A 732-nucleotide genomic window follows, 5' to 3' on the forward strand; every position below is an offset into this window, starting at 1 on the left:
GCAACGCGGTGCTGCTCAAGCCGTCCGAGGAGACGCCGCAACTGGCGCTGGAACTGGCGCGCATCTGTGCCGAGGCCGGCCTGCCGGAAGGGCTGCTGACGGTGCTGCCGGGCCACGGAGAGGACGTCGGCGCCGCGCTGGTCAAGCATCCCGGCGTGCGCATGGTGTCGTTCACCGGCGGCACCGAAACGGGCCGCGCCATCGGCGGCATTGCCGGCCAGCGCCTGATTCCCGTGGGCCTGGAGCTGGGCGGCAAGTCGCCGCACATCGTGTTCGACGACGCCGACCTGGACCGCGCCGTGGCCGGCGTGGTGTCGGGCATCTTCGGTTCGGCCGGGCAAAGCTGCGTGGCCGGTTCGCGCCTGTTCGTGCAGAAGTCCATCTATGGCCGCTTCATGGAAGCGCTGGTGCAACGCACGCGTCAGGTGCGCGTGGGCCTGCCCGATGACCCGGCCACGCAGATGGGGCCGCTGGTGTCGCGCGCGCATCGCGACAAGGTGGCCGGCTATGTCGACATCGGCCGCGCCGAAGGCGGCCGCGTGCTGGTCGGTGGCGCCGCGCCGGATCGCGCCGAGCTGGCCAATGGCTGGTTCTACCTGCCCACGGTGATAGACGGCCTTGGCAATGGCGCGCGCGTCTGCCAGGAGGAGATCTTCGGGCCGGTGCTGGTGGCGCTGCCGTTCGAGGATGAGCAAGACGTGATTGAACAGGCCAACGACACGCCCTTCGGCC

At 70.5% G+C, this 732-nt stretch carries 1 protein-coding gene; it reads left to right on the top strand.

What is annotated here, in order from left to right; all coding sequences use genetic code 11:
• On the top strand, positions 1–732 hold a 732-nt coding region (locus tag DNK89_RS23335; protein WP_153064326.1), incomplete at both ends, for an aldehyde dehydrogenase family protein.

Source organism: Acidovorax sp. ST3, from assembly GCF_003231145.1.
Lineage (GTDB): Bacteria > Pseudomonadota > Gammaproteobacteria > Burkholderiales > Burkholderiaceae_C > Acidovorax.